Below are 469 nucleotides of genomic sequence, written 5' to 3'. Positions count from 1 at the left end.
ACCCTTTACAACACACTACTCTATAAAATACATTTCAAAAAATGGTTTAATATATACTGTGACATCTTATATATGCTACGGGAATAAGATGAGTTTAGTAGTTCAAGATGCATTAATGAAAAAAATTGGTAGCAGAGTCGGATGGGTGGTGGGAGGCGCAAATATTTATGGCATTGTTCAACATGCTGCTGAAAGTGCAAATAATCTAAAATATTTTTGTCCATTATTTTATAATGCTTTATATAGAGAGGGATTAGAAATGCTGTATTTCTTGATCGAACCGATTATCCTGAAAGCAGGATATCTGAATATTAGCTTAGCCTCGAATGAGGAAATTACCCAAGCATTAAAGAGAATGATGTAATAATGTTTAACTTGATAAATGAATTTCTTTGGCGTTGTGTTAAGCGTTTATTTACCAGTATTAAAGATGATTGCATTAATGATCTTATAGGTTGGGGGGTTATTT

Annotated in this window: 1 pseudogene; it reads left to right on the top strand. The window is 32.2% G+C overall.

Annotated elements, in window-relative coordinates:
• Positions 1-364: pseudogene (locus IM273_RS22055) on the top strand (hypothetical protein); the annotation flags it as partial.
• Positions 365-469 lie beyond the last annotated feature (105 nt).

The organism is Enterobacter cloacae complex sp. P13B, assembly GCF_014895915.1.
Lineage (GTDB): Bacteria > Pseudomonadota > Gammaproteobacteria > Enterobacterales > Enterobacteriaceae > Enterobacter > Enterobacter bugandensis.
This window is presented reverse-complemented; position numbering and strand designations above follow the sequence as displayed.